Below are 25,693 nucleotides of genomic sequence, written 5' to 3'. Positions count from 1 at the left end.
GACCATTCTGGGTTTGTGTACATATGTCTAAAGAGAGCAAATTCAAAAGTCAGATATTTTACAGAGTTGTTTTACCCTGCTTAGGTCTTTTTTTCCTATCTACAGCTGCCTTCGCCCAATCATTTGCCTATAAGGCTTTGCTGGATGGGATTTATGACAAAAAATTTCCGATTGTAAAACCAGATCAAATAACCTGTTTATCAGATTATCAAATTCTTGACACAAGGGAAAAGGAGGAGTTTGAAGTGAGCCACCTTGCAGGAGCTAAATGGGTCGGATACGACTCCTTCAACATAAAATCTACCGCTGAACTGGATAAAAATAAACCAGTATTGGTCTATTGTACTGTCGGTGCAAGATCTCAGGATATTGGCAAGCAACTAGTAGATGCCGGATTCACCCAAGTGTATAACCTCTATGGGGGAATCATCCATTGGGCCAATGAATCAAAGCCTCTTGAAGCAGCGGGTCAACCCTCCCAGAAGGTACATACCTATTCCAGGACATGGGGTATTTGGCTGAAAAAAGGCGAAAAAGTCTATTAGTTAAGGACCTTTGTCAAATTCCCGACAATTTAACCCTCCACTCAAGCCTACCTTTCGTTTTTTACGTAGGTTCCTTCAAATCAAAAACTAACAATGAAACGATCCCCAATAATTTTCTTCCTATTCCTTTCTTCATTCCTTTTCTCTTGCCGAAGTTCAACTTTGGGAGTAGCAGGAACTACACCTCCTAGTCATGAGATTTGGGATCAATTGCTCAAAGCCCACGTCAAGCCAAACGGTAATGTTGACTACAAGGGATTTATAAAAGATAAAGCCAAGCTAGAGAAATATACCAAGCTTCTAAGCGCTAATGCCCCTGACCGAAAAACATGGTCTAAAGATCAGCAGCTTGTCTATTGGATCAATGCATACAATGCCTTCACGGTGACACTTATCGTGGACAATTATCCGGTGAAAAGCATTAAGGACCTTGGACCTTCATTCAAAATTCCATTGCTCAAAGATGTTTGGCATTATAAATTTTTCGAGATTGGTGGAGTTCCTTCTAGTTTGGATGAGATCGAGCACTCGATTTTGAGAAAAGAGTTTGACGAACCTCGGATTCACTTTGCTGTAAATTGCGCTTCTGTTTCTTGTCCTCCTCTACTCAACGAGGCATTTGTAGCGGATAAAGTCGAAGCTCAGCTGACCAAGGTAGCTACAATGTTCATTAATGATCCTACCCGAAATAAGATCTCTGCAGACAAAGCAGAAATCTCTTCCATTTTCTCTTGGTTCAAGGGGGATTTCACCAAAAAAGGTACCTTAATTGACTTCTTGAATATGTATTCCAAGGTGAAATTGAAGCCTAACGCAAAAATTTCTCATATGAATTACAACTGGAATTTGAACGAATAGATCAAAGCATTTCGGTGACTTATCCTAAACTTTATCTACCCAATGAGTAAAAATCGGCATGTCGTAATTATTGGAAACGGGATATCCGGTGTTACTTGTGCACGCCATTTGCGAAAGCGGGACCCAAAAATAAAAATCACAATCATTTCAGGGGAATCGAAATATTTCTTTTCTAGAACGGCCTTGATGTATGTATATATGGGCCACATGAAATTTGAGCATACACAACCTTATGAAAATCATTTTTGGGAGAAAAACAGAATTGATCTTAAAGAAGGTTGGGTGGAAAAGGTGGACTTTGCAGACAAAGCGGTAGTTCTTTCTTCTGGTGAAAATCTAGCTTATGACAGTTTGGTCATCGCTACAGGTTCCAAGCCGAATAAATTTGGCTGGCCGGGTCAAGATCTCCTAGGAGTTCAGGGACTTTACAGCAAGCAGGATTTGGAATTGATGGAAAGGAATACAGAAAGTGGAGTTCAGCATGCAGTGATTGTCGGAGGGGGATTGATTGGGATTGAAATGGCCGAAATGCTGGCCTATAAGAAAATCCAGGTCACTTTTTTGGTTAGAGAAAGTGGATTTTGGAATAACATTCTACCAAAGCAAGAATCCGAACTTGTTGGTAGACATATCAGAGAACATCATATTGAACTAAGGCTAGAGACCGAATTGAAAGAAATACTTTCGGATGAAAATGGTCGAGTACGCGGAGTCATTACTACAAATGGTGAAGAAATTCGTTGCCAGTTTGTTGGACTTACTGCAGGAGTATCTCCCAACATTGAATTTCTAAAGGGCAAAGAATTGGAAGTGAATCGTGGAGTGAAGGTCGATCAATACCTTCGCACCAACCTGCCTGATGTCTTTGCGATAGGAGATTGTGCTGAATTTGATAAAGCCCCAGCTCCTGATCGAAGACCTATCGAGCAAGTATGGTACACTGGAAGAATGCATGGAGAGACGCTTGCACATAATCTTTGTGAAAATCCAGTTCCTTATCGTCCAGGCGTATGGTTCAATTCAGCTAAATTTTTGGACATTGAATACCAAACTTATGGACCTGTTCCTGCCTCATGGGATTCAGATCAGGTTAAAAATTTCTATTGGGAGCATTCAAGTGGTAAAGTCTCTTTTCGTATGCTGATGGATCGGCAAGGGAAGATTATTGGTATCAACAACTTTGGTTTTCGACTTCGACATGTAGTAATGGATCGAGCGATTCGGGAAAAATGGTCGGGAGCAAAGGTTATGTCTAGGCTTAAAACAGCAAACTTCGACCCTGAGTTTTTTGCTCCTTACTACATTGCGATCCAAGAGGCTTTCAAAGCTGAATATGGGGGAAATTTTCATCCTTCGAAAAAAACATTCATTCAAAAACTTTTCGGTGCCAGCGTATGAAAAGCATTCAAAAAATTGGTTTAGGGCTGTTTTTGATAGGCTTGACAGCGTTTATCCTTATCCCATTTATTGGGACTTATACGCTTTCAAAGGAACTTGTTCTTGCCAATACCAAGGAAATTCATCAAGAAAGTATGGCGAAAATTCTTGCTCCAATGTATGGGCAAGAATACAGCACTAACTTCACTTTCTTAGCGGCTTTTAGAGAAAATTTCAATACCTATAATGATGGCCTGAAATCTCAAGAACTTTGGGACGATGTCATTTGGGATGATTATGGTTTTGCTTTGGCAAAAGTCGGCTTTCAAGGACCTGTAAGGGAAAACCCCTGGATATTTTTCATCCTATCCATCGGATTGGCTGTCATTGGTGGGTTTTTATATAATTTCAGAAAGCATGAAGACGAACCGGAAGGAATTAAAAATAATGGAGTTTATCATTCTTCCTTAAAAAATCGAGGGCTTTTAGGAATGTTGACGGGAACATTTCTGATTGTTTTTTACATCGTTTTATATTGGTTTCCGGCTTATTTGGTAGCGCTTGTTTGGATGGTCAATCCAATCTCGGAGATGATTTCAGGCAATCCTGCCAGTCAATGGTTTCTATATGGTTTGATTTATACCTTGGCTATTATCGTCATGGGCATCCGGATGTTTCGCAGATACCGAGGCAACAAGTACCAGCAAATCCGCACGGCATCTGTGATGTTTTTTCAGACGTCCTTTGCTTTTTTGATTCCGGAGATCCTCGTATTGCTCAATCAACCCTATTACGATTTCAAAAATATCTGGCCACTCGATTACGACTTCTTTTACGATTATCAGATTTCCACTTTCCTTTCCAGTGGAGGAGTTGGCTTGTTTATGCTAATCTGGGGGATCTTGTTAATCATTATAGCAGTTCCTGTATTCACCTATTTCTTTGGAAAAAGATGGTATTGCTCTTGGGTATGTGGCTGTGGAGGATTAGCTGAAACTGTAGGAGATCCCTTTCGCCAGCTTTCAGATAAGTCTGTCAAGGCTTGGAAATATGAGCGAGTAATCATTCACAGCGTTTTGGTTTTAGCAGTGGTGATGACAGCGATTACTATTGCAAATTATTTTTCAGGGTTTAGCCTTTTGGGAAATATTACCAACCAACTACATTCGTTTTATGGTTTTGCCATTGGTTCGGCCTTCGCAGGAGTAGTCGGAACAGGATTTTATCCATTTATGGGTAACCGAGTTTGGTGCCGCTTTGGATGTCCTCTAGCAGCTTATTTAGGGATAGTCCAGCGATTCAAATCCCGTTTTCGAATCACAACTAATGGAGGTCAGTGTATTTCCTGTGGGAATTGCTCCACCTATTGTGAGATGGGGATCGATGTGCGTTGGTATGCACAGCGTGGACAGGACATTGTTCGTTCATCCTGTGTTGGATGTGGCATATGCTCAGCTGTCTGTCCGCGTGGGGTGCTGAAGTTGGAAAACGGGCCTGAAGAAAACCGAATCAATGAATTGCCAATAATCATTGGCAATGATTCCATCAAGATTAACCTATAATGATTTTCCTTTATTTCTTCTGCGGCCTGTATTTTCTGGGAATGCTTTTTATTCTGATATATAGTCTGGCGCAAGGCCATTTACTTTTTCATTTCCTTAAGGCCAGAAAATCCTCTAAAAGCTTTCTTTCCAAAAAAACCGAAGCATGGCCAAAAGTCACCGTTCAACTACCAGTTTATAATGAACTCTATGTGGTGGAGCGTTTGATAGATGCTGCCGCAAAGCTCAATTACCCGAAGGAATTACTTGAAATCCAGCTATTGGATGACAGCACAGATCAGACGGTAGAATTGATCAGGGAAAAAATCAAGCAACATCCTGAAATTAACTTTCAATATATTCATAGGGTTGACAGGAAAGGCTTCAAAGCTGGTGCGCTTCGTGAGGGACTGAAAAAAGCTTCTGGAGAATTCATCGCAATTTTCGATGCTGATTTTGTACCTGATCCGGACTTCATTTTAAAAACAATACCTTTTTTCTCCTCAGAAAAAATCGGGATGATTCAGACGAGATGGACGCATATCAATAGAGACTATTCCTTGCTTACCAGACTACAAGCATTCGCACTAGACGCTCATTTCTTTATTGAGCAGATGGGTAGAAATCATCAAGGGGCATTCATCAATTTCAATGGGACTGGAGGGATTTGGCGAAAAACTTGCATCCTTGACGCAGGCAATTGGCATGACGATACCTTGACAGAAGACTTGGATTTGAGCTATCGTGCGCAGCGCAAAGGCTGGGAATTTGTCTACCGGCCTGAAATTGAATCTCCGGCCGAGTTGCCGCCGATTATGTCAGCGATTAAATCTCAGCAGTTTCGCTGGACCAAAGGTGGTGCAGAATGCGCCGTGAAACATGCTGGGGCAGTAAGCAAAGAAAATTTATCCTTTCGGGTTAAATTCCATTCGTTTGCACACCTGTTTAATTCCACCATTTTTATTGCCGTGCTGCTGACAAGTTTGAGTAGCATTGGAGTTTGGTGGGCGGGCGAAAAGGGGCTCATTCCAGAGTTTCTTGTGCGATTATCGGGTATCTTTCTCGTCGGGTTTGTGCTGATTGCCGGAGTTTATTTAGTCTCCTATTTTTACGGGAAGCGATCTTTTGTCCAATCAGCTTTGGGTGTGATTTGGCAGCTGCCTCTATTTTTATCTGTATCCATGGGACTGGCACTTCATAATGCACAGGCCGTTTGGGAAGGACTTTCAGGAAAGAAATCGCCTTTTATACGGACTCCAAAATTCAATCTCGAATCAGGAAAAGTGAAGCTGGCAGGCAATCGTTACTTACTTCATCGAATGCCAATCACCACTTGGTTTGAGGGGCTTTTAGCTGTGGCATTCTGGGGAATGGTTTGGTTGGCATTCAGCAGAGAAAACTTCCTGTTTCTTCCATTTCATGCGATGTTGGCTTTTGGCTACAGTCTTGTTTTTATCACCTCATTTAAATCCTACGGCTTAGGCCGCTAATTCCAGTTGATGCAGAATCCGCCCATCATTGACGTCATTATCCCTGCATTTAACGAGGAGAAATCGATTCCAAAAGTCATTGCAGAAATTCCCTCGTTTGTCCGCCATATCGTGGTGGCAAATAACAACTCAACCGATAGAACAGGGGAAGTAGCCAAATCAGCAGGAGCAAAAGTTGTCTTTGAACCTCAAAAAGGCTACGGAAAAGCTTGCCAAACAGCGATGGACTGGATTAAAAATCAAGAAATTCAGCCCGATATCGTGGTGTTCTTAGACGGAGATTACAGTGATTATCCCCATGAAATGATGGATTTGATTCAGCCAATTTTGGATGGAAAAGCTGATATGGTCATCGGTTCAAGAGCTTTAGGGCAGCGGGAAAGTGGCTCCATGACCTTTCCTCAGGTGTTTGGGAATTGGCTTGCAACGACGATGATGAAATATATCCAAGGCGCAAAATTCTCTGACCTCGGTCCCTTTCGCGCCATTGTCTGGAAGAAGTTACTTGATCTGAATATGGTGGATGAGAACTTCGGATGGACAATTGAAATGCAAATCAAGGCCCATAAGGCCGGTCTTCGCTACTCTGAAGTTCCGGTGAACTACCGTAAGAGAATTGGCGTATCTAAAGTAAGTGGAACAGTTAAAGGAGTGATCGGAGCGGGGTATAAGATTATTTTCACGATATTTAAATATTGGTGATTCAGTTTGTTATAGCATTATTTTCAAATTCAGCTATGGAAAATTTAAGTCCTTATCTCAAGTCAATCGAAAAACTCTGTCAGTTGAATAGGGTCAAATCTCTCTATGCATTCGGATCCGTACTTACAGATCATTTTGGAGAAGAAAGTGACGTGGATTTAATTGTTGACTTGGAAGAAAATGACCCCTTGGAATACACTGAGAAATATTTCGATCTCAAATTTGGACTTGAAAGAATTCTTGGTAGGTCAGTGGATTTATTGGAGGAAAGAGCTGATTTGAACCCGATTATTAGACAGGAAATCGAGCGATCCAAGGTTGTGGTTTATGAAGGTTAAAGATTTAAGCAGATTATTAGATATTCAAACTGCTATTGATCAAATCTTTGATTTTTTACCTGAGCCCCGAGACTATTTCGTGTTCAAAAAGGATCTTAAGACAAGAAAAGCTGTCGAACGAAATATTGAAATTATAGGAGAGGCAGTGAATCAATTACTTAAATCAAATCCTGAAATTCAGATTTCCAGTTCAAGAAAAATTGTTGATACCAGGAATAGAATTATCCATGGATATGATTCAGTTTCGCCTGAAACAATCTGGGGAATTTCCATTAACCATTTGCCAAAACTCAAAGAAGAGATAACTCAACTTATTCAAAGACATGATTTTAATAAGGAGAAATAAGTTTAATATACTGTGGGTCGTTGGGTTGTCCTTCCTACTTCCGGCTTGCAATTCTTCAACCCGAGAGGGAATAAACGAAGGACAATTTTCTACCTACTGGTATCAGGGAAAAGCAGAAATCAATGTCTTTGATCTTCAGCAGAGTCGATATGGTGAGGTTCGTCCGGGAACGGCAGTGATGATCTTTGTGACGGAGGATTTTTCAAAATCCAAGCAAGTCAAATTGGACAATCCTGAGAAGAAGCGCTCTGATGCCCAAAAAGTGCTCAAGCTGAATATGACGCGTGAGTTTATGACGGGTGTTTATCCCTACAATACCATGCTCTCGGTTTTTACGCCGGTATATGATGATGTCCGTTCACCAAAGCTCACAGCTTCAGTTACCGAATGGTGTGGACAAGCATTCACGCAAATGAATTATAAAAACGGAAATTACCGCACTAGCGAGTTTTCTTATTTTGAATCTGAAGGAGACACGGATTCCAAAATCGGCGCTTCTGCAGAGGATGAACTTTTCAACTTGATCAGACTTAACCCTGATTTGATTCCCATGGGAAATCAAAAACTGATTCCAAGTTTGATTTTTCAGCGCTTCGCCCATATTCCATTAAAGGCTGAACAAGCGACAATTTCTAAAAAAGAGCTTGGTTCGAATCAGGCAGAAATCGAGGTGGTTTACAATGAAATCGGACGAAAATTTTCTATTCAATACCAGCAGTTTTTTCCGTTCGAAGTTCTGAGTTTCACGGAGACTTGGACCAAATCCAATGGGCAGCAGGAAATCACGACAGCGACGAGATCTTCCATGCAGATGCTGGATTATTGGAATAAGAACGAGTCGATTTATGAACCCTTGAGAAAGGACTTGGGACTTTGAATCCGAGAGGAAAACAGTTGTTGAAATACCTGTTGGTTCTGCTGATGGCAGGACTTCTTTTTGTATTAGCCCAAACTCCGCGATTTGAATTCGGGCTGACTTTTGGGTTATTTGGATTAATTTTTTCAGGAATGGTCCTCTTGTTTTTTCTTTCGGAACATAGAATCAACCGAACCAAAATCTTTTGGGCAGGCATTTTACTCCGATTGGCTGTTTTTGCATTTGCTCCTCAATGGTCCGATGATGTATATCGCTTCCTTTGGGATGGAGAACTCCTGACAGTAAGAGAAAACCCGTACCTTCAAACTCCTCGGGAATATCAAGAAGCACAGCCCGATTCAGACAATTCCTATCTCAATTCGCTTTTTGATAAGCTAAACTCTCCCGATTACTATTCTGTCTATCCTCCGCTCAACCAAGCTGTTTTCACGATTGGAGCCGTAGCTTCAAATGGTTCTATTTGGAATGGTTTTTTTGCTTTGCGATTGATGCTGATTTTAGGAGAAATAGCCGTTTTCTACCTGCTTTGGAAGCTTCTTGAACTATTTCAGAAGCCTTCAAAAATAATTTTACTTTATTGGTTTAATCCTCTGATAATCCTCGAAATCACAGGGAATCTCCATTTTGAAGGGCTTGTTTTAGTTTTTCTTTTGGCATCCTTGCTTGCATTGCAAAAAAGGAAAAATTGGCTTTCGGGAGGATTTTGGGGTTTGGCTATTAGTATGAAGTTGTTGCCTTTAATGCTTGTACCGGCGTTTTTATTCTTTGCAGAAGCCAGAAAAAATTTGACATTTTGGATTGCCAGTTTTTTCTCGGTAATTCTTTGCTTCGTCTGGCTTTATTGGGATGATTCCTACCTGAATTTTTTCCAGAGCATCAGGCTGTATCAAGGGAAATTCGAGTTTAATGGATCTGTATATTACTTGCTGAGAGAAGTTGGATTTTGGATTAAAGGGTACAATACTATTGAGACACTGACTAAAATTCTTTCGGGCGCAACACTCCTTGCTATTGTTTTTTTCTCTTGGAAAATGAAACCTAAATCTCTTTTTGAATTGGTGGACTTATTGGTGCTGATTTATCTCATTTATTTGATCTTGCAGCCGGTGGTACATCCTTGGTACATTATTCCGGCTTTTGGATTAAGCTTATTGACTCACCGAAACACATTCCTGATTTGGACCTTCGCTGTAATTTTTTCTTATCAGGCTTACGGAAATACAGATTTTAAAGAAAGCCCAATCTTCCTTTTTACTGAATATTTTCTTGTTTTTGCTGCGATTTTCTTTGATTACTTTCGTCCTTACAGAATTCCCAACTTCAAATCATGAGACCAATTTTACCGCTTTTGATATTGCTGGTTTCTTACTTGGTGATATCATGTGCCCCAAGCTCAGAAAAGCAAGCGCAAGAACTTTTGAAAAAATCGATAGCAGCGCATGGGGGTACGGAATCATGGGAAGGGATTAAAAGCCTAAAATTCCGAAAATGGACTCGCCTTTTAAGTGATGATGGTTCAGTAGAAAGCGAATTGGATCAATGGCATGAATTCCGTTTCAAACCCTATTTCGAGGGGAAAATCACCTGGACTAAAGACAGTGTCACACATGTGTCCAGTTGGGATGGATCAAAGATGAGTTACTACATGGGGGAAAATGAAGTGAAAAATGAAGGGTTTTTAGCATCAAAAAAGAAAGACTTTGATGCAGCCTTCTATGCCGTCGCCCAGCCTTGGAAACTACTCGATGAAGGAACAAACCTTAGCTTTGAAGGTCAGAAAACGCTAGAAAATGGAAAACCTATTGATGTGATTCAAGTGGATTATGGTCAGGGATCAGATATTTGGTGGTATTACTTTGAGCCGGAGACTTCGGAAATGATTGGAATTGAAGTCCAATTGAAGGATCATCGGAGCTTGGTTTACAACTTGAGTTTTGAGGAAGTCGATGGACTCAAATTTCATGGCAAACGGGAAAGCTGGAGAGTGAACGATAATGGGGAAAGGCTGTTTCTCAGGGCTGAGTACAGGTATTCGGATTATCAAATTCTCAAATAATCTAAATAAATAACGTTCTAGTACATTTCAGATAAGAAATACAATTGAAAAATTCTCGCTGCGCTCGGAGAAATATGCTTTGCGAAATATTTCCATAGTATTTCATTCTCCGAAGGAGAGTTTATTTCCATAGTATTTCCATTTCTTTCTAAAAATTGATGAAAAAAATAATTTATACACTATCCATTCTCGCAGTTAGTATCCTGTGTTTTTCTTGCAACCAGCGAACCGAGGCCGAAAAGATTGTCGATGCCTCTATTGAAGCACATGGTGGAAAGACCTATGAGAGCTCCAAAATCGAGTTTGATTTTAGAAATATCCACTACACCATCTTCAAATCTCCCTCAGCATTCGAATACATCCGGGAGTTTACCGATTCCACGGGACGAGTAAAGGACGTGCTGAACAATTCAGGATTTGTCCGAGAAGTTAATGGTACAAGGATCGATACACTTACCGAAGAACGTGTTGGAGCTTTTTCCCGATCGATAAATTCGGTGGCCTATTTCGCCTTTCTTCCTTATGGATTAAATGATTCCGCAGCAATCAAAACTTACCTTGGAGAAACTGAAATCAAAGGTGAAAAGTATCATTTGATCAAAGTGACATTTGTGCCGGAGGGCGGGGGAGAACATTACGAGGACGAGTTTTTGTATTGGATTGGCGTGGAGGATTATTACTTGGATTACATGGCATACAGTTACCATACCGAGGGAGGTGGGGTAAGAATGCGTGAAGTAAATGGTTTTAAGGAAGTCGGTGGAATCCGATTTCAAAACTATTTGAATCTTAAGCCGGCTAATAAAAATACTCCTGTCGAAAAGATGCAAGAACTCTACATTTCAGGTAAATTGGAGCAACTCTCTGAGATCAATTTGGAGAATATTAGCGTAGTAGCCATTACAAATTAATTCTGTATCCAATTCCATTCTTTATGAAGCCCATGATCAGCAAATATCTTTTTAGTTCAGTGGGTTTGGTTGCCTTGAGTTTCCTCATCTGGTTTTTTATTCCTGCCGAAAACTTAATGAAAACCGAGGAAAAGTGGAAAGGCGTCTGCTGGGTGGGTAGTCGTCAGCCGCTTCAAGGGGGAGAAGTTCAGGCATTGCTTGCTACCGGAGCAAATGCTATTTCTCAGACTCCTTTTGGCTGGCAAAGTGAAAAAAACACTCCCGAAATCCGCTGGGATATGAGTAACGAAAGGCGATGGTGGGGTGAAACTCCAGCCGGGATCAAGGCTACTTATGACTCTTCAGCTTCCAAAGGAATTATGAATATGATGAAGCCTCATCTGTGGGCGAGAGGCAGTTGGCCTGGAGAGATCGAAATGCAAAATGAGGCAGATTGGAAAATTTGGTTTGCAAATTATCAAGGGTTTATTCTTGATTATGCGAGATTGGCGGAAGATCTGAAGATGCCTATGCTTTGCGTGGGGACCGAATTGGAACTGACTTCTCAGCGGGAAAAGGAATGGAGAGCAATCATAGCGGAAGTAAGAAAAGTCTATTCCGGGAAAATTACCTATGCTGCAAACTTCACCGAGTTCGAAAAAGTGAAATTTTGGGATGCCCTGGATTACATAGGAGTACAAGCATATTTCCCATTGGCAAAAGATCACAATCCTAATTTGAATGAGTTGAAAAAGTCATGGGAAAGCCATTTGCCAAAAATCGAAAAGGTGGTCAGAAAGTACAAAAAACCTGTCTTATTCACTGAAATTGGCTATTGCAATACGGTCGATGCAGCTGTGGAGCCATGGGTTTGGCCCAACGAGCGAAAAGAAATTGAGTTTTCGGAAGAAGTTCAGGCGCTATGTTACGAAGCGTTTTTTGAAACAGCCTGGAAAAAATCCTGGATGGCCGGAGTCTTTTTCTGGAAATGGTACCCTGAGCGCCATCAGCGCGAACCGGATTTTACCCCGCAGGGAAAAGCTGCTGAGCGAGTGATGAGTGCTTATTTTTTGAAATAGGTTTGAGCTTTTGGGTATTCTTTTCTTTTTCAAATTTCAAAAATTGCTTTAGGAATTACTTGGAACACTTGGAACTAGTCTGCCTGAAATGGCCTTGTGTAGGATAGGCTGAGCAGTATGATGTATTCAGATTTGCTGATTCACATATTGTCTTTGCAAGTAGAAGAAATTCAAAATAGGATAGCTAAAATTGAGGATTTATATCCTACTTACATTTATCAGTCCCACTTGGTTTTTAGATTTTTTTATGAGCTAAAAACCTTATTTAACTCATCATAACAGTTTAAAAATTAACAAAACGTATGAAATTTCAAATAAAAATCAACTCATTCAAAACTTTGGATGAAGTCAAAGAATATTGGTCCAATGATGACTATATCCAACTTTTGGATCTTTTCAGTTTCCCGGATGCTGCTTCGGCTGATAAAGATTCCTTGCGGGAATTGCTAATGATGGCGATTACCGACTTCGAGCCCAATGAAGCAGCGGCCATCGTACTCGAGTACAAGTTGAGTGAGGAATTGAACAAAGGACAGATAGAGCAAATTTCCAACGATATGCTATTGGACAAAATCTCTGAGGAATATCCCGAGATTCACCTTCATAGTAGGCTTTTCCACATCAATCAATTGTTGTTTAAAGCTTTCAATGGCAAATTTCCCAATATCAAGGCCAGTCAATTTGAATGTGAGATAAGCCCTCTCGAAGAAAATGGAGAGTTCAAATTGACAAAAGAGGCCATCCTTAAATTGTTGGCCGAAGGACTATCGGACAGCAATCTGATCAAAAGGTTATTTACCGAAAAAATGGCCACAAACATTCCGTTTCCGGAGGCGGAAGATATCCTTTGGAATATTGAATCAAAAGACGGTAAGAATTTCAAAGTGCTCACCTCAGAATACTGGTTGAGTCAGGATGATATTGTTGCTGAAGAATTTGAGGGGAGTTATGAAGAGTCAGAGGAATCAGAGGAAGGATAAATAAAGATGAGGCTGTCTCATAAAGGGTTGCAGTGTCAGTCTGACCCTTCTACTCCCTGCCTATCGGATAGGCAGGCGCTCAAGGTAACAGAAGTCGAAGGCCATTCCTAGGGACTTGGACTACATTTCGACTTCCCACCAAGGCGGGCTAGCTGCAATCAATGTGACATTCAGTACTTCTGAGACAGCCACGTTTTCACCTTATCATTTGAATGATTTTTTGATGAGCGGACTAACATTTTTGGCTATTCACCGTCTTTTTAAATGTTTACAAATATCACTTCACCAACAGTACAATCTGATAATTAATCAATTATGAGCTTTTGGTTTTCACTGATTCTTAGTTTTGCACTCTGGATTTCTCCTCAATCCGATAGTTTCAAATCGGAATTCAAAATCATTTCTTTCGAGGAGTTTGAGACCATGACATTGGGGCCCTCAGATAATTTGAGAGTCTTTAATTTTTGGGCTACCTGGTGTGCCCCATGTATCAAGGAAATGCCTTATTTCGATCAGGCTGCTGAAAATCATTCAGGTTTGGAATTGGTTTTCATCTCCTTGGATGACGGTAGAAAACCTGATCGAGTGACTAATTTCATTCAAAAAAGAAAAGTCAAAGCGCCGGTTTTTTTATTGGATGACGTGGATTACAACAGGTGGATTGACAAGGTTGATCCCAGTTGGTCAGGTGCAATACCAGCCACTCTATTTATAAAACCCTCAGGGGAACGACATTTCCACGAAGGGGAATTGGATGAGGAAGAATTGAATTTACTTATTGAAAAACTTAAATAATTGACAGATGAAAAGTTTAATGTTCTTAACAATTTTCAGTTTAGGGTTTTTGTTGGTTTCTCAGGGCTTCGCTCAGGAGTCAGGCTTTAGAATTGGAGATGAAGCAAGCGGCTTTACTCTTCCGGGTGTGGATGGTAAGCAAGTTTCACTCGATGCAATAGGGGAGAAAGGTGCTCTCGTAATATTTTCCTGTAATACTTGCCCATATGTAGTGGCCTACGAGGATAGGATGATTGCATTGCACAACACCTACGCTCCATTGGGTTATCCTGTGATCGCAATTAATTCCAATGACGAAAAGGTAAGCCCAGGTGATAGTTTTGACCAAATGAAGAAGCGGGCCAAGGAAAAAAAATTCCCCTTTCCATACGTCTATGATAAAAGCCAAGATGTAATCAAGGCCTATGGAGGAACCAGAACCCCACATGTCTACCTCTTGAATAAGGAAAATGGAAAATACGTAGTCAAATACATCGGAGCTATTGACAACAATCACCAAGATGCAGCTGCTGTCACCGAACGGTATGTTGAAAATGCAATGAGGGACGTGCTTGGGAATAAAAAAGTAGCTGTGGAAACCACCAAGGCTATCGGATGTACGGTAAAGTGGAGTAAGAAATAATTAATCCTAAGAGTTAACAGGTACCTATCCTTCTTTAGGAATCCTTTATTTATTTGGGTATTCTACCTGCGAAACTCATTTTCGGGATACATTTTTATTCTTCTGTAAGCCAATATGAAAAGTTCTAGTGTGTTCAATTGAGTGCGGCAGACAAACAAGAGGCACTTTTGAAGCTCCTTAATTTCAATTCCAGTGTGTTGGTTGCGCAACATAAGGTTTAGGGTACTAACTATCAATTAATGAATATCGATATTGATTTTTCAGAACTTTACCATGGCAGAGGAGATTATCCGGATAAAATATCCCAAAAAGAAATTCTAACCGTGTACAGCAACCCGAACTGGAGATTATGGGAATTAGACGAATTTCCAAAAGACCAAATGTTTCATTTAGCCTGTGGATATAGTATTTCCAAAAGGATCTTATTAATTGCAGCAAAATTCGATGACAATCGAATAAAAATTTTGCAAGTAAAGGTTGCGGGTGAGATTGACATTGAAAATTATTTTTGTAGGCAATAGGTTTAGAGTGAATTTTGTACATTTGGATCACCATGCAATCAAAAGCAGAAAAATTAGGAAAAAGCGATTCAGATAATCCTTTCGCTAATGCGCGAACCCTTGAAGAAAGAGAAGAGGTTTGGGCAGCCCTGAAGAAAGTGGCTAAACCTATCTCAAAAGAGGAATTTTTAAAAAAGCTTAAAGAAGCAGGTTCTAAATAAGTATTGATTTCTGATTTCATTTTTACCTTCTATTTTACCCCCACACACCCAAAACCCTGACTTCCCAAATGCCCGAAACCGGCATAATAACCTATTTCTTGCAGTTCCACTGGGGCAGTTAATTCAAATTCATAGCTGTATCCAATCAGCTTAGTTTGCTGTGGTGTCAGTTGCTTGATGGTCACTCCGTTTTTAAATAGTTTTCCTTTTATATCTAGTTTGATCTCAGGACGTTCATCTGATACTCCCGCTTCCATAGTTATGGCTTGTGAATAGGCCAAACTTTTCGAAATCAGATTTTCAAGAAGGATGTCGGAGTAGCCATTATCCACAGGACTGAGGTAGTCTTCTCCGCCTGATTCTCGCTTCCGTTTGATGAGGATGGGAGAGAGGCATCGGTAGTGCATTGTTGGTAAAAACAGGGGTTTTGCAACTGCCTCTATTCGCTGTACTTGATAGGTGGTACCTGAGATTTTATCCCCAAGGAATATTTCTTGGTTAATAAAGAGGCCCTTTACAAATTCTTCCGCTATCCGATCCACCAAAAAACTGACTTCAACTGCTACTTCTCTCCCGAAATGTTCAATTCTGCCGGATTCGGTCAGGACTTTGAATCCTTTGAAAAATAGCCGGGAGAAAGTAAACAGACGGAAAGGTTTGCCATTGGCCCGATAGCCCTGTTGATGAAGAAAGGTTGCAAATTCAGAATCTGCTTCATCAACGATTCGGTAAATGGCCGAAGAAAGTTCGTATTGGTAGTTGATGGGGATAAATTTCCCAGCTCCAGTTCGTTCTAAAATCAGTTTGAATCTCATAACAATGATTTTTTATAAGAATAATCGGTTTCGGAAGAAGATCAAAACCTCTGACACTGAATGTCATAGCTTGTTTTCTTTTACTCCTTCAATCTTATTAAAAAATTGGGACTTAAAAATACCCAGTACTGGGTATTTCCCTTCAAAAAATCACTCCCTTCTGTGACTTTTGTCATTTAACAAGTCTTTCACTTTGCTTAACTTTAGTTTTTAAGTCTAGGCAAGTTGTTTCACTCTTTAATCCATCAAATCATGAAAAAAAATATGGGTAGCACCGATAAAATCATCAGGCTAATAATAGCCGCAGTGTTAGTTGTACTTTACTTTACAGGAACCCTGACAGGCACATTAGGAATTATCGCTTTGGTGGTCGCAGCCATCTTTACGCTGACAAGTTTGGTTAGTTTTTGTCCTTTGTATACACTTTTGGGAATCAAGACTTGTAAGGTGAAAACGGCCTAAATTATACACAGACAATTGATAGTGCTTTCAAATTTTGGGAAAGACCGGAGGTGATTGCTTTCGGTTTTTTTTATGCTTTGTAAAATTCGGTACGGACTTCTTTCATTTTTTTGTTAAATAGCTATGGCAAACCCAAAAAATGCACCAATGACTATAAATCGCAGAAGAGAATTTTTAAAATCAACCGGATTGGCAGGATTGGGCCTTTTTGGTGTAGGAAGCGCCTTTGCAGAAGAATTCCAAACCTTGCCATTTGAGGCGAAATATGGAGCATCCCGAATGCAGACCTTTAATATGAGTGGATTTGCAGCACCAAAAATTCCAACTGTGAGAGTGGGTATTGTGGGTTTGGGCCAAAGAGGTCCCGGGGCCGTGGATCGACTGAGCAAAATCGAAGGGGTGGAAATCAAAGCGCTCTGCGATTTGGTTCCTGAAAAGGCCGAGAAAGCCAAAAAATCCCTGGAAGGAACACCACATAGCCCAGAACTCTATTCAGGAAGTGCTTATGCCTGGAAAAAAATGTGTGAACGAACCGATTTGGACCTGATATATATCGCCACTCCATGGGAATGGCATGTGCCCATGGCGGTTTTTGGAATGGAGGCCGGAAAACATACTGCGGTTGAGGTTCCTGCTGCACGAACCCTCGAAGAATGCTGGCAACTCGTGGAGACTTCAGAGCGAACCAAAAAGCACTGCATGCAGCTAGAGAACTGCTGCTATGATTTCTTTGAAATGATGACCTTAAAAATGGCACGTGAGGGATTCTTTGGGGAAGTTTTACATGTGGAAGGTGCTTACATACATGATCTACTTTGGCTAAATTTTGATAAAAACAAAGGCTACCAGGATATGTGGAGATTGGAAGAAAACTTTCGAAATGGGAATCTTTATCCAACACACGGACTAGGCCCAATTTGCCAAATCCTGAATGTGAACCGAGGTGATCAAATGGATTTTTTAACGTCAGTTTCTTCCAATGACTTTCAAATGAAAGCGAAGGCGGAGGAATTGGCAATGGAGGATCCTTTTTGGAACTCTTATGCTTCAAAGAGTTACCGTGGAAACATGAATACCACCGTTGTCAAGACTAAAAAAGGCAAAACCATCATGATTCAGCATGATGTAACTTCACCAAGACCCTACTCTAGACTACATGTAGTCAGTGGCACAGAAGGTTATGCGCAGAAGTATCCGGATCAAAAAGTCTCAAAAGGCCACAATTGGATGAAAGAGGAGGAAATGAAAGATCTTCAGACCAAATACACGCCCGAAATTGTCCAGAAGGTTGGAGAATTAGCTAAGCAGATCGGAGGTCACGGTGGCATGGATTTTATGATGGATTGGAGACTTATCGATTGCCTTCGAAATGGACTTCCACTCGATCAGGATGTGTATGATGCTGCACTTTGGAGCTGTATCTCGCCGCTCAGTGAGTGGTCGGTGGCCAATCGATCCAATTCCATTGATGTGCCTGATTTTACCGGAGGTCATTGGAAAACCAACAAGCCCGTTGCGATCACGCTAGCTGGTGGAGGAACGACCAAGGTGAGGGTTTAGAAGCACGAAGTCAATTTTCAATTTTCAAATTCAATGATCAAGTGGCAAAGATGAGGGAAGTCATTTGTCAGAGGCATTTATCCCAAAACTTAATGACCTTAATTTTCTAAATGGTTAAAAGTTCTTGATAAATTTTCAATTTTCAAATTCAATGAGCAAGGTGCAAGGATGAGGGAGGTCATTTGTCAAAGGCATTCATCCCAAAACTTAATGACCTTAATTTTCTAAATGGTTAAAAGTTCTTGATGAATTTTCAATTTTCAAATTCAATGGTCAAGTGGCAAGGATGAGGGAAGTCTTTTAAGAAGCATTCGTCCCAAACTTAATGACCTTAATTTTCTAAATGGTTTTAAAGCCTTTGATCAATTTTCAATTTTCAAATTCAATGCTTTGCTTACTGTTTCTTTCAGCTTTTTTGGATCATCCTTTATTTTGTTCAAATCCAGAATGGCTACCCGTCTGAAATCAATCGGATGACTTTCACTCTGAAGGGAAATGTATCCCTGCTTTATTAACTGTCCATCAATTTTAACGGCTGGATCTACCGGGTTAACATTTCCCCCTCCGATTTGTGGTTTGGAATAACTGATTACAGTGTCCCGACCTACCAAATGATAAACTTCTTCATCTCCCAAAACAATGAAATTGGCCTGTACCCACTGATCTCCATGATAGGTTTGAGATGATGAATTGTAACAATGTGGGGTAAAAAGTGTATCTGCCATTACTACGTTGGTTCCCGGAGTACACAGATTGCAGGTGCTGCGGGGATCTACGCCATTTCCACCAAGAAACTGTCCTTCGATGGAGATTGGAAAATCCTGATCTTTTAACATGGTTTTTGGGTCCTGAGAGTGAAGCATCGCTCCACTGTTTCTCAAAGCCCAACCTTCTCCACCTGGACATTGCTCTCCTGCAAATCGATACTCTACTTGAAGAAGGTAATAGGAAAATGGTTTTTTGTAGAAAATATGACCGTATTGTTTATCAAATTGGTCATAGCCGTCGTAACGTACCTGCATCATTCCATCATCGACCCGGAAGGTATTGGCAAAATTTTCACCTATTTCGTGGGTTCGGATTTTAATTATCCAGTCATTAAGGTCTTTTCCATTAAAAAGGTCTTGCCATTGGACTTCTTTCTCAACGGGCGAACATTTCCAAAGCAAAATAATGCCACCTAAAACTATCAATCTAAACCAGGTGATTTGCTTCATTCCTCTTGTTTTTTCATTCGGAGCACGGCCCAAACGGGATAATGATCCGAAAAAGTGATGTTTGTTAATACCTTATATTCTACCAGTTCAAACTTTCGGGAATCATACCAGATGTAGTCAATTCGTGCACCATTTTCAGACGAACCATAAGTGTTTTGCAAGACACCCGCTTCTGCCCCAGCTTCTTTCCAATGGCTGGGAATCAGGCTGTACTCGGGAGAGTCGGGAGTAAAATTAAGATCTCCCACCCAGACCACCGGTTTATCCAATGAATCCGCATAGGAAAGGATGGAGTCCAGTTGAGCCTTCCTGTTTGCCTCAAACTCATGACAAAGATGTGTTGAGCCAAAATAAAATTCCTCCAAAGTTTTGAGTTCTGCTTTCACCCACGCAATCCCTCGCACTTCGCCACCAGCCGGGCTAGGAAGGTTCAAAGTATGATAATTTGATCCCTTTTTCACTAAAACACCATTGCCATAAGCGCCACTATCATATTCCATCGCTCTGCCAAAATAACCTTTGTACCCTGTCTCTCGCGAAAGATTCCTGATCAAATCTATGGGTTCCCCGTAGATGGCTTTAGATCTCAGGGTCATACTGTCCACTTCCTGAAGACCAATTACCTCGGGCTGAATCTGTATAAGTAGATTTGCTAGTTCTGCTAGACTGGGTGTAGATGGCTTATCTGCACGCTCACCGTGGAGAATATTAAAAGTTAATATTTTAATTTCCTGTGCAGAAAGGGGGAGTGCAATAAAACATATTGCAATCCAAGCGAAGAAAAATTGCTTCATTCTCAAATGTATAAAATTGTATTTTACCCGTATAGCCAAATTTGATAAAGGGAGAAAGATATTTTTCATTTTTCATTCATAATATCTTGGAATTGTAGTCCTACCTTCAACCGAACACCGATAAATGGAGGTTGGCATTAAGAATGTAAATATTAAAATATTACTCACCAAAATAAATTGGAAATCACAATTCATGGTCATCTTCTTCAAATTTGACTTTTATGCAATTCCTTAAAGTATTCCTCTGGATATTCTTTGCAATTCTACTATTAATAGTAGTTGGGGTTTATTGGGGGAAAACATGGATTAATAATAATCTCGAAGCTGTGGTCAATGCTGATCCAGATCGACAATATAATGTCAATTTTAAACAGCTGGAAGTGGATTTTTTCAGGGGAGCGATCCTGATAAATGAGGTAAAAATTACCCCCTTAGGGGAAAAGATTGGGGTAATTGTGGAGGGAGATGTGGTGCAAGTGATGATGACTCGGGTAAATATTTTGAAATTGATTTGGAATAAGGTGCTCGATGTTCAGGAGCTTTCTTTTTCACAGCCTGAGTTTATCATTCACATTCCCCTGGAAAATCCTGATGAAAAGAAGCCGGCAGTAGCACTTCAGAGTCTGTTTGGAGATCTTTTGTCCAGAGGTGCAATTCGTAATTTTCAATTAGACAGGGCAAGTGCTGTAATGCTTCTAGGGGAAGACCAAATAGGAAGCCTCAATAATTTGAATATTCTCGCTACAGAACTTGCTACTGATTCGCTGAAATGGAATTATCCAATTCCTTTTGATTACAAACGTATTTTGATTTCGATAGATAGTCTAGACTATTTGATGGATAATCAGCAGTCTTTAAAAGTCGGAAAAATTGAGTTCGATACCGAAAGTCAACAATTAATTCTGAATACGATTTCTTTAAAATATTCGGATGGTCTGCAAAAAGCATCCTTAGAGACAGATTTCCAGGTGGATTTGATAGAGGTTGAACTGGAGGCACTGATTCTTTCGGGAATTGAGGCTAATAGTAATCTCTATTCAAATTTGGATATACGAGCTAGGAAGATGGAGCTTCAGGGCTTGGAGTTTGAGGATTTTAGAAATAAAAATATAGCAAGGCCACCTGATGAGATGAAGCCGCTTTTTCAAGGTTTGATCAATAAAATTAACTTTCCATTAAAATTGGACACGTTAAAGTTGACAAATGCTACGATAGTTTATGGGGAAATGGTGCCCGGTAAAAATGAAAATTGGCAACTACATATTGATAACCTCAATGGAGATTTGATTAACCTAACCTCGATTCCGGAATCTCAGGCAGCATTAGGACATATCAGAGGGAAATTTACTGCCAAAATTCAAGGATCAGGAAATCTTACTATTGATTTGAAAGTACCCTATGACCGGGATGAATTTGATATGGGAGTTGACTTCACTTCATTTAATCTCACAAAAATAAACGAACTTCTTAAGCCAATTATGAATGGGGAAATTGTTTCGGGAGATCTGGTACGAATGAATGTACAGATTCACGGCAATAGTCGAGAATCTTCCAATCAACTGAGGTTTGACTACACTGATTTGAAAATTGAGCTCTATCAAAAAGGAACCGAAAAGAAAAACAGGGTATTATCTTCTCTTGCCAATTTGGCTGTGAATAATTCTAATTTACCTGGAGAACGAAAATACCAGACGGCAACCTACACTACTCAGCGTAACCAATATCGAGGTCCGATTCACCTGGTGTGGAAAAGTACCAAGGAGGGAATTTTGACCATAGTGCCGGGAGGAGTGGCACAAGAATTTCTAAAGTCCTCAGAAAAATAAAGCCGGATTTCCGGCTTTTTATTCATTCAAATAGTCTCCCCAAATTCGTGAATCCTTCTTTGAAGGATTTTATGGAATCACCCAAGACGTCCTTAATTTCTTCCCATTTATCCTCGGAGACATCTTCGAGTTCGTCAATTTTTGATTCCAGTTCCTCTTTTTTAGCCCGTAGCTCGTCGATTCTCTCCTGGAATTCATCCTTTAGTTCTTCCGAAATGCTGTCCTTTTTTGCGTCCAGCTCTTCAATCTTTGATTTAGCATCAGCGAGAGCTTCACCGACTTTTGCTTTTAATTCTTCTAGGGTCATGGTCAAAATTATTTTAAAACAGGCTCAAAAGTTAGAAGAAATAGAATTAGCAATGTGACTTTTTAAAGAATTAATTTAATTTAGTTTAATGGAAAATCAATCCACCGATAGGCTACAGTTGGCGGCAAAATTTGTCAACAACACAGGAGCTCCGATTTTTTTGACAGGAAAGGCTGGTACGGGTAAAACCACCTTCCTTAGAGATCTCAGCAGACTGACTCATAAGCGCTACTTAATAGTGGCTCCGACTGGGATTGCTGCACTGAATGCGAAAGGAGTCACAATCCACTCCCAGTTTTTGCTGCCCTTTGGTTCCTTTCTTCCCACTAGGGAAGCGGAAGGTCACTACACCGACAATTCAGGATTTTATACGCAGCAGACACTGGCAAGGAGACATCCCTTGAATCAATTTCGAAGGAATGTCCTCAAAGTAATCGACTTGCTGGTGATTGACGAGGTGAGTATGCTTCGTGCGGACATCTTGGATGCGATAGATTATCGTCTAAGAAGTGTAAAGCGAAATTACAAGGTCCCCTTTGGAGGCGTTCAGGTGCTGTTGATCGGCGATTTATATCAACTTCCCCCCATAGTCAAAGATCAGGAATGGACTGTTCTCAACAGGTTTTACAATTCCATGCACTTCTTTGAAGCAAAAGCTCTCCAAAACTCAGGAATGATCTACCTCGAACTGGATAAAATCTTCAGGCAGCAGGATGATGTTTTTATCCGAATTCTCAATAATCTACGTGATAATCGAGCCACTCAGGAGGACGTCCGGATTCTCAATCAACACTTCAAAACCCATGATCAAATTCAAGACCTACCACCCTGTATCACACTCACCACTCATAATTACAAGGCGGATGAGCAGAATCTTCGGGAATTACGAAACTTGGATACTCCCTCATTCTTTTATGATGCTGATGTGGAGCGGGACTTTCCTGAGAACCTCTTTCCACTTCCACAATCCATTGAACTAAAAGTTGGTGCGCGAGTGATGTTTATCAAAAATGACACTTCGGGACTTTCTTTATATTTCAATGGCAAGTTGGCCACAGTGATTAGCCTTGACGAAGAAGAAATTAAAGTCGAAATGGATGATTCACACCAACAATATGTATTGAAAAAAGAACTTTGGGAGAATAAGAAATACAGAATCAATCCCGAGACTAAGGAACTGGAGGAGGAGGTGATCGGTACTTTTTCACAATTCCCAATCAAACTCGCTTGGGCAGTGACTGTGCATAAAAGTCAAGGCTTGACCTTCGACCGGGCTATAATCGATGTGGGTCAAGCTTTCGCTCCAGGCCAGGTCTATGTTGCGCTTAGCCGATTGCGGAGTTTAGAAGGTTTGGTTCTGCGCACACGTGTCCAGTCAGATGTGATCTATTCTGATCCTAAAGTGGTGGATTTTACTACTGGAACCGGACTTCAACAGAGCTTGACAGAGCTTCTTTCTGCACATCAAAGTCAGTATTTGAGCCAGTTGATTCAAAATACCTTTGAGTTTGAAAGTCTTCTCAAGTCGCTGAATCAATTTGACAAAGATCAGGAAAGCAGCCTTGAATTTGAAGATGAAAGTCTTAAAAAAGATCTTGCTGTAATCTTCGAAATAATAACTTCGGAAGGTGAAAACACCCGAAAATTCCGCTCTCAACTTCAGCTTCTCTTGCAGCAAGGTGATCAGGAAAAACTGATGCAAAGGGTAGAAAAGGGTACAGGGTACTACCTGGAATTTCTTACCGGTATTTTGAGAAAGCTGATCTTGCATGAGGTGATGGTGGAAGATTTCTCCCGAATCAAATCTTACCAAAATGGGCTGGAGGAACTGGAATTGGAAATGCTACGGAAGTATCTGGACCTTGCTAGGAGTGGACGTTTGATTCAGGCGATTTTGAAAGGGGAGATCACCGGAAGGATGCCCGACTTGGATCAGCAAATCGCATCGCTTCGCAAAGAAATTCTGGCTTCTATCAGGGAATCCCATCCTGGAAAAGCAAAATCCAGCACTAAAACCGGCCGAAAAAAGTCAAAAGAGAAAGTCCAACGAGAACCTAAAGAAAAAAAAGAGGATTCCAAAGCCATCAGTATCAGGATGTTTTTGGCAGGTAAAAACCCGAAGGAAATAGCCGCTGAACGAGAATTTGCTGTTTCTACCATTATAGGTCATTTAGCTCATGGAGTGAGGGCAGGAGTTCTAAAATTGGAGCAACTTGTCGCCGAAAATGATATCAAGGAAATTAAATCGGTTGCAGGAAAATATGATTCACTAAAGCCATATTTCGAGTATTTTGAGGGGAAATATACTTATGAGACACTTCGAATGGTTTTGAATTTAGAAAGTAAAAATCCATAATCAAGAACGATCTAATGCAATTAAGCCAATTGGGCATTTCCCTAAGAGAGAAAAAAAATTCCCAGATTGGGCTTAAATCTTTGAGTTTAATTGAATGATTTTATTTTTTCTCACAATTCTATTCGAGTTTATGGCTTGGCATGCTTTTCTCCATAGATGGATCTTTACTGAGTTGATTACAATTAAGAGTGAAATCCCTTTATTTATTGTAGTCCCATTATCTAAACAATGGAGATTCAATCAACTATTGGGAATCATGATTATAATTTTCCAGCTTTTAGGTCAAACCTTCATTAATTTATTACCAATAAATACTTCACCCTACATTTAAAAATAAATGAAAAGCACCCCTTCCGCTCCAAAAAAGAAACAAGTTCCTTTAGATCGTTTTTGGTCAAAACCATTTTTTATTGAGACATTATTGAATGGCTTGTTATTGGTATTACCCACCATCATTATTTTATTTTTATTGTCCTTAGTTTTTAAGTTCGTTTTTAATATTGTTGCTCCTATTAGTTCTCTTCTGGATAAGAATGCAGATGAACACAAATTTTTCATCAATATACTGGCATTACTGATCCTGATAGGACTGATTTTTATTATAGGATTGATCATTAGAAGTGCCAGAAGTATCAAATCCTTTAAGGGTTTCGAAACTAGATATTTATTGAAAATTCCTCTTTATTCTACCCTCCAAGAAACCATCGCGCAATTCTCGGGACTTAAAAAAATGCCGTTTAGCCAGGTGGTCTTGATAGATGCTTACAATACCGGTGTTTTGCTGACAGGTTTTATTACAGAAAAAGCTTGTGATGGAGTTTACACGGTTTTCGTCCCGACTGCACCAAATCCAATGAACGGTAATATTTACCACGTTCCAGTTGCCCAAATGAAGTTTTTGGATATTGAACCCGAAAAGGCCATGCGTACTATTGTGGGAATGGGTACTGGATCTTCAACTTTATTTTTAGCGAGAGAAAAGACCGAAGAAGTGGAAGAACTCGATGAGGTTAAAAAATTACCTATAGCAAATGATACTAATCCTGAAAGCGAAGAAACGCTTCCAGTTGCCTAGATCAATTGTGTTTTTGTTAAAATTTTGAATTTGGTGAAGATATCGAACATATTAGTAAACCATT

At 40.3% G+C, this 25,693-nt stretch carries 27 protein-coding genes; 23 read left to right on the top strand and 4 right to left on the bottom strand.

What is annotated here, in order from left to right:
* Nucleotides 1-23: 23 nt before the first annotated feature.
* From ACK4HU_RS08810 to ACK4HU_RS08725, 18 genes are all read left to right on the top strand, one after another.
* Nucleotides 24-545 (top strand): rhodanese-like domain-containing protein, encoded by a 522-nt coding sequence (locus tag ACK4HU_RS08810; RefSeq protein WP_409805666.1) that lies wholly within the window; start codon nucleotides 24-26, stop codon nucleotides 543-545.
* A 93-nt stretch (nucleotides 546-638) separates the two neighbouring features.
* The gene (locus tag ACK4HU_RS08805; RefSeq protein WP_409805664.1) at nucleotides 639-1,403 is read left to right on the top strand and encodes a DUF547 domain-containing protein; all 765 of its coding nucleotides are present in this window, start codon (nucleotides 639-641) and stop codon (nucleotides 1,401-1,403) included.
* Nucleotides 1,404-1,445: 42 nt separating this feature from the next.
* Nucleotides 1,446-2,801, top strand: coding sequence for an NAD(P)/FAD-dependent oxidoreductase (locus ACK4HU_RS08800; RefSeq protein ID WP_409805662.1), 1,356 nt, complete (start codon nucleotides 1,446-1,448; stop codon nucleotides 2,799-2,801).
* The gene (locus ACK4HU_RS08795) at nucleotides 2,798-4,342 is read left to right on the top strand and encodes a 4Fe-4S binding protein (protein WP_409805660.1); all 1,545 of its coding nucleotides are present in this window, start codon (nucleotides 2,798-2,800) and stop codon (nucleotides 4,340-4,342) included. The genes ACK4HU_RS08800 and ACK4HU_RS08795 overlap by 4 nt, the downstream gene beginning before the upstream one ends.
* Entirely contained in the window at nucleotides 4,342-5,811 is a 1,470-nt protein-coding gene (locus ACK4HU_RS08790) for a cellulose synthase family protein (protein ID WP_409805658.1), read from the top strand. Before ACK4HU_RS08795 ends, ACK4HU_RS08790 begins: the two co-directional genes overlap by 1 nt.
* A 9-nt stretch (nucleotides 5,812-5,820) precedes the next feature.
* Nucleotides 5,821-6,513, top strand: a complete 693-nt coding sequence (locus ACK4HU_RS08785; protein WP_409805656.1) for a glycosyltransferase family 2 protein — start codon at nucleotides 5,821-5,823, stop codon at nucleotides 6,511-6,513.
* Between the two features lie 35 nt (nucleotides 6,514-6,548).
* Complete coding sequence (locus ACK4HU_RS08780) at nucleotides 6,549-6,851, top strand: nucleotidyltransferase family protein (RefSeq protein ID WP_409805653.1); 303 nt, start codon at nucleotides 6,549-6,551, stop codon at nucleotides 6,849-6,851.
* Nucleotides 6,841-7,197 (top strand): DUF86 domain-containing protein, encoded by a 357-nt coding sequence (locus ACK4HU_RS08775; RefSeq protein WP_409805651.1) that lies wholly within the window; start codon nucleotides 6,841-6,843, stop codon nucleotides 7,195-7,197. Before ACK4HU_RS08780 ends, ACK4HU_RS08775 begins: the two co-directional genes overlap by 11 nt.
* A complete protein-coding gene (locus tag ACK4HU_RS08770; protein WP_409805649.1) occupies nucleotides 7,175-8,074 on the top strand; it encodes a hypothetical protein in 900 nt (299 codons plus the stop codon). The genes ACK4HU_RS08775 and ACK4HU_RS08770 overlap by 23 nt, the downstream gene beginning before the upstream one ends.
* A gap of 17 nt (nucleotides 8,075-8,091) precedes the next feature.
* Complete coding sequence (locus ACK4HU_RS08765) at nucleotides 8,092-9,405, top strand: glycosyltransferase family 87 protein (protein ID WP_409805647.1); 1,314 nt, start codon at nucleotides 8,092-8,094, stop codon at nucleotides 9,403-9,405.
* Complete coding sequence (locus ACK4HU_RS08760; RefSeq protein ID WP_409805645.1) at nucleotides 9,402-10,130, top strand: DUF6503 family protein; 729 nt, start codon at nucleotides 9,402-9,404, stop codon at nucleotides 10,128-10,130. Before ACK4HU_RS08765 ends, ACK4HU_RS08760 begins: the two co-directional genes overlap by 4 nt.
* A gap of 158 nt (nucleotides 10,131-10,288) precedes the next feature.
* Nucleotides 10,289-11,041: a DUF6503 family protein gene (locus ACK4HU_RS08755; protein ID WP_409805642.1), complete on the top strand. Its 753-nt coding sequence runs from the start codon at nucleotides 10,289-10,291 to the stop codon at nucleotides 11,039-11,041.
* Nucleotides 11,042-11,064: 23 nt separating this feature from the next.
* The gene (locus tag ACK4HU_RS08750) at nucleotides 11,065-12,099 is read left to right on the top strand and encodes a glycoside hydrolase family 113 (protein ID WP_409805640.1); all 1,035 of its coding nucleotides are present in this window, start codon (nucleotides 11,065-11,067) and stop codon (nucleotides 12,097-12,099) included.
* 302 nt (nucleotides 12,100-12,401) lie between these two features.
* A complete protein-coding gene (locus ACK4HU_RS08745) occupies nucleotides 12,402-13,079 on the top strand; it encodes a hypothetical protein (protein WP_409805637.1) in 678 nt (225 codons plus the stop codon).
* A gap of 315 nt (nucleotides 13,080-13,394) precedes the next feature.
* The gene (locus tag ACK4HU_RS08740) at nucleotides 13,395-13,874 is read left to right on the top strand and encodes a TlpA family protein disulfide reductase (protein ID WP_409805635.1); all 480 of its coding nucleotides are present in this window, start codon (nucleotides 13,395-13,397) and stop codon (nucleotides 13,872-13,874) included.
* Nucleotides 13,875-13,881: 7 nt separating this feature from the next.
* Nucleotides 13,882-14,496: a thioredoxin family protein gene (locus ACK4HU_RS08735; protein ID WP_409805632.1), complete on the top strand. Its 615-nt coding sequence runs from the start codon at nucleotides 13,882-13,884 to the stop codon at nucleotides 14,494-14,496.
* Between the two features lie 239 nt (nucleotides 14,497-14,735).
* Nucleotides 14,736-15,017, top strand: a complete 282-nt coding sequence (locus ACK4HU_RS08730; RefSeq protein ID WP_409805630.1) for a hypothetical protein — start codon at nucleotides 14,736-14,738, stop codon at nucleotides 15,015-15,017.
* Nucleotides 15,018-15,049: 32 nt separating this feature from the next.
* Nucleotides 15,050-15,217, top strand: a complete 168-nt coding sequence (locus ACK4HU_RS08725; RefSeq protein WP_409805628.1) for a hypothetical protein — start codon at nucleotides 15,050-15,052, stop codon at nucleotides 15,215-15,217.
* A gap of 29 nt (nucleotides 15,218-15,246) precedes the next feature.
* On the opposite strand, the gene cas6 is transcribed toward ACK4HU_RS08725, so the two are convergent.
* Nucleotides 15,247-16,032, bottom strand: a complete 786-nt coding sequence (gene cas6, locus ACK4HU_RS08720) for a CRISPR-associated endoribonuclease Cas6 (protein WP_409805625.1) — start codon at nucleotides 16,030-16,032, stop codon at nucleotides 15,247-15,249.
* 252 nt (nucleotides 16,033-16,284) lie between these two features.
* On the opposite strand from cas6, the gene ACK4HU_RS08715 reads away from it, so the two are divergent.
* Both ACK4HU_RS08715 and ACK4HU_RS08710 read left to right on the top strand, forming a co-directional pair.
* Nucleotides 16,285-16,494, top strand: a complete 210-nt coding sequence (locus tag ACK4HU_RS08715; protein ID WP_409805622.1) for a DUF2892 domain-containing protein — start codon at nucleotides 16,285-16,287, stop codon at nucleotides 16,492-16,494.
* A 147-nt stretch (nucleotides 16,495-16,641) separates the two neighbouring features.
* On the top strand, nucleotides 16,642-18,054 hold the full coding sequence (locus tag ACK4HU_RS08710) for a Gfo/Idh/MocA family protein (RefSeq protein ID WP_409805619.1): 1,413 nt from the start codon (nucleotides 16,642-16,644) through the stop codon (nucleotides 18,052-18,054).
* Nucleotides 18,055-18,416: 362 nt separating this feature from the next.
* Here ACK4HU_RS08710 and ACK4HU_RS08705 read toward each other — a convergent pair whose 3' ends face one another.
* Both ACK4HU_RS08705 and ACK4HU_RS08700 read right to left on the bottom strand, forming a co-directional pair.
* Nucleotides 18,417-19,271, bottom strand: a complete 855-nt coding sequence (locus ACK4HU_RS08705; RefSeq protein ID WP_409805616.1) for a DUF1080 domain-containing protein — start codon at nucleotides 19,269-19,271, stop codon at nucleotides 18,417-18,419.
* Entirely contained in the window at nucleotides 19,268-20,065 is a 798-nt protein-coding gene (locus ACK4HU_RS08700; RefSeq protein ID WP_409805613.1) for an endonuclease/exonuclease/phosphatase family protein, read from the bottom strand. The genes ACK4HU_RS08705 and ACK4HU_RS08700 overlap by 4 nt, the downstream gene beginning before the upstream one ends.
* Nucleotides 20,066-20,286: 221 nt before the next feature.
* Between ACK4HU_RS08700 and ACK4HU_RS08695 the strand changes: the two genes are divergently transcribed.
* Nucleotides 20,287-21,891, top strand: a complete 1,605-nt coding sequence (locus tag ACK4HU_RS08695) for a DUF748 domain-containing protein (protein WP_409805610.1) — start codon at nucleotides 20,287-20,289, stop codon at nucleotides 21,889-21,891.
* A 22-nt stretch (nucleotides 21,892-21,913) separates the two neighbouring features.
* On the opposite strand, the gene ACK4HU_RS08690 is transcribed toward ACK4HU_RS08695, so the two are convergent.
* The gene (locus tag ACK4HU_RS08690) at nucleotides 21,914-22,198 is read right to left on the bottom strand and encodes a hypothetical protein (RefSeq protein ID WP_409805607.1); all 285 of its coding nucleotides are present in this window, start codon (nucleotides 22,196-22,198) and stop codon (nucleotides 21,914-21,916) included.
* Nucleotides 22,199-22,286: 88 nt separating this feature from the next.
* Between ACK4HU_RS08690 and ACK4HU_RS08685 the strand changes: the two genes are divergently transcribed.
* Nucleotides 22,287-24,554 (top strand): helix-turn-helix domain-containing protein, encoded by a 2,268-nt coding sequence (locus ACK4HU_RS08685; protein ID WP_409805605.1) that lies wholly within the window; start codon nucleotides 22,287-22,289, stop codon nucleotides 24,552-24,554.
* Nucleotides 24,555-24,891: 337 nt separating this feature from the next.
* Entirely contained in the window at nucleotides 24,892-25,629 is a 738-nt protein-coding gene (locus ACK4HU_RS08680) for a DUF502 domain-containing protein (protein ID WP_409805603.1), read from the top strand.
* Nucleotides 25,630-25,693: the final 64 nt, after the last annotated feature.

This window comes from Algoriphagus sp. (assembly GCF_046296635.1).
Classification (GTDB): Bacteria; Bacteroidota; Bacteroidia; order Cytophagales; family Cyclobacteriaceae; genus Algoriphagus.
The sequence above is the reverse complement of the archived record's forward strand: the minus strand, read 5'-3'. Positions and strand labels throughout refer to the sequence as shown.